This is a genomic window from Marinimicrobium sp. UBA4209, from assembly GCF_002381585.1.
In the GTDB taxonomy this organism is placed as follows: Bacteria; Pseudomonadota; Gammaproteobacteria; order Pseudomonadales; family Cellvibrionaceae; genus Marinimicrobium; species Marinimicrobium koreense.
In genome coordinates this window covers 849-6,837 of sequence record NZ_DFTP01000027.1, presented here as the reverse complement: position 1 = coordinate 6,837, position 5,989 = coordinate 849, and the positions used below count along the sequence as shown (strand labels likewise).

Genomic DNA, 5,989 nt, shown 5'->3' with positions numbered 1-5,989 from the left:
GTACCTCATAGAACCAAAAACACCTATGCAGCTTCGCGCAATACTACGGCTGGTGGGGTGGTGACTACGCTGCGGCAGCTCAGGGCGCCCAAGAGGCCGACGAAGGCGGCGCCCAGGATCGGGCCCAATACCCAGAAAAGGTAGTGCGGTCGGATCGGGATTTCCAGTACGAAGTGCTGCAGGCTCATCAACAGCGCCTCCGAGCCGAGCACGGCAATCAACCCCGACAGGCCACCGAGAATCGAAAACTCCGCCCAGACACTGCCCACTACCAACCGGCGCGGACTGCCCAGGGCACGCAGCAGACCAGCCTCCTGTTTGCGTGCATCCAGGCTGGTCGTGACCGCCGCCAGAAGTACCAGGATGCCGCCAATTACCGTGAGCACCAGAACCAACTGAATGCCCTTGGTCACCTGGGTGACAATCGATCGGATCTGCTCGAATACCCGATCCAGTTCGATCAGCAGAATGGTGGGGTACTCACGCATCAGGTCGTTGATCAGTGTTTTCTGGCTGGCCGGAACATAGGCACTGGTGATGTAGGTGGCGGAAAAGCCGTCCAGGGCTCCAGGCTCAAAGATGAAAAAGAAGTTTGGATTCATGGAGCGCCAGTCCAGCGTCCGCAAACTGGTCACCTCCGCTTCCATTGTCAGTCCGCCGATCGAAAACCGTAAGGTATCTCCCAGCTCAATGCCCAGCTCGCCCGCCAGCTCCTGCTCCACCGACACGCCGGGCAGCTCGCCACCGGACCACTGATCCCACCACTGCCCGGCCACTACCTCGTTGTCTTCCGCCAGGGTGTCTGTCCAGGTCAGGTTGGCCTCGCGGTTCAGGCGTTCCCGGGACTTTTCCTGCTCGTTGATGTGTGTAAGGCGACCCCTCACCATGGGGTACAGCGGTTGTCGGTCCAGGGATTCGCGGTCGAGCATGGTCTGTACCGGCTCGACGTCTTCGGGTGCCACATTGACCAGGAAGTGGTTGGGAGCATCCTCCGGTAACTGGGCTTGCCAATCCTGTATCAGCGAGGTGCGCACCACAGTCAGGGTGATCAGCAGCATGATCGCCACCGAGAAGATCACCATCTGCACCAGGCTGTGGCCGCGCCGGCGCTGCAGGTTGGCCACTGCCAGGCGCCAGACGCTGCTGGCCCCGGTGGTGAGTTTGCGGCTCAGGTGCAGCAGTCCGAGGCCGAGGATGGCGGTCACCACAACCACCACCAGCAGGGCCGCCACGACGCTCGCCGCCAGCGCCCAATCCCGGCTGAACAATACCACCAGCAACACTACGGCGAGCAACGCCAGCATTACCTGAGTCCAGACCTGAACTTTATCGACGCTCAGCTCCCGACGCAGAATTTTCAGGGGCGGCACTTTGGGCAGGAACCACAGGGCGGGCAAGGCGAAGAACATCAGGCACACCAGACCGCTCAGTACGCTCAGCACATAGGCCAGCCAGCCCGGTTGGGCCAGGTTCAGGGCGAAGAAGTTCGACAGGCCGTAAGCCACCAACTGCTGGAAGCCCTCCCCCAGGCCGACACCAATGACGGAGGCCACCAATGACAGGAGAATCAGCTGACCGAAGTAGAGGTTCCGAATACGCTGGCTGCCCGCTCCGAGGCTTTTCATCAGGGCGACCTGATCCACATGGCGATCGGCAAACTGGCGGGCCGCAAGCCCGATGGCAACACCGGCCAACAGCACGCCCACCACGGCGGCCAACAGCAGAAACTGTTTGCCGCGATCCAGGGTCCGGGCGAGATTGCGTTGGGAGGACTCTATGTCCACCACCCGATAGTGGTCCGTCAGTTGCGGTTCCAGCCAGGTTAAAAAACCTTCCAGGTCGGCGAGCCGGTCGGCGGCCAGCAGCCATTGGTAGCTCACCCGGCTGCCCGGCTGCACCACGCGGGTTGCCGGCAGGTCCTGAAGGTTCATCAGGACCCGGCCACCGGTCATGAAAATGGAACTGGCACCGTCGGGTTGACGCACCAGAACACGGCTGGCCACCAGCTCCGCCTCGCCGACACCAAAGGTATCACCCAGCTCAATGCCCAGCAGGGGCAGCATGCGTGCATCCACCCAGGCTTCGCCCGGCGCCGGGATGCCAGTGGCTTCTTCCGGAGGTTTGGTCGTCCAGGGTTGATCGGTGGTTTCCACCACACCACGCAGTGGGTAGCCCTCGTCCACCGCCTTGATGGAGGCCAGGTGCATCTCATCACCCCGATACACCATGGAGGAAAACTCCACCAATCGGGACTGCTGAAGATCGCGTTCGCCGGCTTCTTCAGCCCAGGCTGGATCATGAGGCTGGGACGCCCGAACCACCCGGTCCGCCCCCAGCAGATTGTTGCTTTGCTGTACCAGAGTGGCTTCGAGCCGATCGGTAAAAATGGCGATGGCACTGACCACCATCACGGCCATCACCAGGGCGATGCTCAGCAATCGCACTTCCCCGCTGCGCCAATTGCGCCAGAGTAGTCTTGCGGCCAGCATTGGCTCAGGCCTCCTCTGGCACGGGGTCAGTTTCCGGTTCAAGGGAACCGGCCACCAGATGAACGCGACGACCGCAGCGTTGGGCCAAGCGCTCCTCGTGGGTAATCAGAATCAGGGTGGTGCCCTGCTCGCGATTCAGTTCAAACAGCAGATCGATGATTTTGGCACCGGTGTGAATATCGAGGTTGCCCGTGGGCTCGTCGGCAAACAGCACCTTGGGCTGGCTGGCAAAGGCCCGCGCCACCGCCACTCGCTGCTGCTCACCACCGGAGAGCTGTTGCGGGTAGTGGGTCAGACGCTCGGCAAGTCCCACCCGAGCCAGGTACTCCTCGGCCCGACTACGGGCATTCTTCATGCCATGCAGCTCCATGGGGAGCATGACGTTTTCCAGCGCGGTCAGGCCCGGCAGCAGTTGAAACGACTGGAATACGAAACCGACGGATTCGGCCCGAACTTGTGCCCGTCCCTCTTCGTCCAGTGCGGTCAGGTTCTGGCCGCACAGCTGCACTTCACCGAAACTGGGCAGGTCCAGCCCCGCCAGGATGCCCAGCAGCGTTGATTTGCCGGAGCCCGAAGGGCCGGTGATTGCCACACTTTCTCCCGCCGCCACCGATAGGGAAATGCGGTGCAGAATGGTCAATTGCCCTTCTGCGGTCGAAACCACTTTGCCAACGCCGTTGGCCTGTACCAGTGCCGTGGAAGTCATGAAATGTCCTGGTTCGTCAAAAAACAGAGTGACCTATTGCACCTTGGTTACGAGAGGGTGTCAAAACGGTTCACAATTCTTTACGGTGACCCTTAGTCGCCCGATCAGCGTACCCATGCAGTATGAGCCTCTCAGAGGTTATTATTGCACCTGTGTCCACCCACTGAGCCGGAACCGCCCATGACGTTACACCGCACACTGCACTGTATTTCCCTTGCCCTGCTGCTCTCGCTCGCCTCAGTGGCCTGGGCAGAGTCCCCACGCGTCCTGGTACTGGGTGACAGCCTGAGTGCGGCCTACGGCATTGACGAGGAGGATGGCTGGGTCAACCTGCTCAATGAGCGACTGGAGCGCGAAGGCTACCCCCATACGGTGGTGAATGCCAGCGTCAGCGGTGAAACCACTGAAGGCGGCCTAAAGCGCCTTCCCCGGCTGCTGAGCGAGCACAACCCGGAATGGGTGATTCTGGAGCTGGGCGGCAATGATGGTTTACGCGGTTACCCGGTCAGCGATCTCGCCGACAACCTCGCCGCAATGATTCAATTGAGCCGGGAACAAGGGGCAGAGGTAGTGCTCTTGGGCATGCAGATTCCCTCCAATTATGGCCCGCGCTATACCGATCAGTTTACCGCCGTGTATCCGCAGCTGGCCCAGGAAGAAGATGTGCCACTGGTGGCGTTTATGCTAGAAGGCATCGCCACGAAGGATGAGTTGATGCAGCGAGACGGCATTCACCCCAACGCCGAAGCGCAGCCAAAAATTCTGGAGAATGTTTGGCCGATGTTGCGTGAGGTACTTCAGGCGCACTAAGAGCGTGATCTCGGGGTACGTTTGATGTCGGCTTACGCGCGGTGCGCTAAGCCGACCTACTGGAGAGTTGTGTAGGTCGGCTTAGCGCAACGCGCGTAAGCCGACGAACACCTCGGACTTCATTTACGCCGGCTCCAAATACTCCACCATCAACTGCACGGACTGACGCCCGCGAAACTCGTTCACATCCAACCGATACGCCAGGTGCACACGCTGCACGGACGGATTGGGCCACAACTCCGGATCAATATTGAACGCAATGGCGTCCACCAGATGTTGTCCCTGCGAATCCAGCGCCAACGTCATTTTCAGGTGTTTCTCCCCCACCAGCCTCTGCTGAACCAGCGCAAAATCCCCATCGAACAGCGGCTCCGGAAAATGCTGTCCCCAGGGGCCTGCGTTGCGCAGCAAACTGGCCAGTTCCAGGTTCACTTCCGTGGGCGTCAAATTACCGTCGCTGACCAACACCGGCTGCAGGTCCTCCGGCTGCAATTGACGTTTTACTTCTTCGTCAAAGGCCTGCTGAAACGCGTCGAAATTCTCCCGAGAGAGCGTCATCCCCGCCGCCATGGCATGGCCGCCGAACTTGTTCAACAGATGCGGATGACGGGCCGCCACCGCATCCAGCGCATCGCGGATGTGCAAACCGGCAATTGAGCGAGCCGAACCTTTGATCTCCCCTTCCCCGGCATCGGCAAACACGATCACCGGACGGTGCAGACGATCCTTGATGCGCGACGCCAGAATACCGATCACACCCTGGTGCCAATTACCGTCATACAGGCAGAGCCCCCAGGGCAGCGCCTGATTTTCTTCATCCAGCTGCAGCCGATTGAGCATGGCCACCGCTTCCTTCTGCATGCCACTCTCAATCGCCTTGCGATCGCGGTTGAGCTCGTCCAGCGTCAACGCCATCTCCCGGGCCAGCTCATCGCTGTCGCACATCAGACACTGAATGCCCACGGAAATATCGTCCAGGCGTCCCGCCGCGTTCAGCCGTGGGCCAATGGCAAACCCCAGGTCACTGGCCACCAGCCGGTGCATCTGTCGCCCGGCCACATCCAGCAGGGCAATAATGCCCGGGCGAGCCACACCGGCGCGAATGCGCTGTAAGCCCTGAGACACCAGAATGCGGTTATTGTGATCCAGCGGCACCACGTCCGCCACCGTACCGAGGGCCACCAGATCGAGAAAATTCGCCATATTGGGCTCGGGCTGGCCCTGGGCAAACCAGCCCCGCTGACGCAACTCCGCCCGCAGGGCGTTCATCACGTAAAAAATAACACCAACACCTGCCAGGTTTTTACTGGGAAACGGGCAGCCCGGCTGGTTGGGGTTCACAATGGCTTCGGCGGAGGGCAGCTCATCACCGGGCAGGTGATGATCCGTCACCACCACCGCAATCCCATGCTCCTGCGCCGCACGCACCCCCTCGACACTGGAAATACCGTTATCCACCGTCACAATCACATCCGGCGCCATCGCCGCCGCCACTTCTACGATCTCCGGCGTCAGCCCATAGCCGTACTCAAACCGGTTGGGCACCAGAAAATCCACACTCGCCAGGCCCATGGCCTGCAACGCCATCACCGCCAACGCCGAACTGGTGGCGCCGTCAGCGTCGAAGTCACCCACCACCAACACATTGGCCTGTGCCTCGACCGCATCGGCCAATAGAGCCACCGCTTCGGGCAGGCCTTTGAAGGTGGGTTTGTGCAGGTGTTGCAGCTTGTGGGAGAGTTCTTCCGAGCGAGAGACGCCTCTCAGCCGATAAAGGCGATCCAGCAACGGAGGAAGGTCACCAGCCAGAGGGGTTTCCAGAGAGTGTTCAGGAGGTGTGCGTCGGAGGATGGTTTTTTGCATGAGGTCCGTCGGTGAAATTAGAGGGATTCGGCTTTGGTTACGGCGGATGCGCCTTCGGCTTATCCGCCCTACGCGATCCTTGGCACAGAGGGACGGGAAGGGGAAGCCCTTTCAAGACCGT

General features: G+C 60.7%; 4 protein-coding genes. 1 reads left to right on the top strand and 3 read right to left on the bottom strand.

Translation table 11 applies throughout. From position 1 onward, the window contains the following. Positions 1–23: 23 nt before the first annotated feature. Together B3187_RS04255 and B3187_RS04250 are read right to left on the bottom strand one after the other, a co-directional pair. Positions 24–2,489, bottom strand: coding sequence for an ABC transporter permease (locus tag B3187_RS04255; protein WP_286804731.1), 2,466 nt, complete (start codon positions 2,487–2,489; stop codon positions 24–26). A gap of 4 nt (positions 2,490–2,493) precedes the next feature. Beyond that, entirely contained in the window at positions 2,494–3,195 is a 702-nt protein-coding gene (locus tag B3187_RS04250) for an ABC transporter ATP-binding protein (RefSeq protein WP_286804730.1), read from the bottom strand. A 180-nt stretch (positions 3,196–3,375) separates the two neighbouring features. Here B3187_RS04250 and B3187_RS04245 point away from each other — a divergent pair, with 180 nt between their 5' ends. Continuing rightward, positions 3,376–4,005, top strand: coding sequence for an arylesterase (locus tag B3187_RS04245; protein WP_286804729.1), 630 nt, complete (start codon positions 3,376–3,378; stop codon positions 4,003–4,005). 123 nt (positions 4,006–4,128) lie between these two features. Here B3187_RS04245 and recJ read toward each other — a convergent pair whose 3' ends face one another. Beyond that, a complete protein-coding gene (recJ, locus tag B3187_RS04240; protein ID WP_286804728.1) occupies positions 4,129–5,868 on the bottom strand; it encodes a single-stranded-DNA-specific exonuclease RecJ in 1,740 nt (579 codons plus the stop codon). Positions 5,869–5,989: the final 121 nt, after the last annotated feature.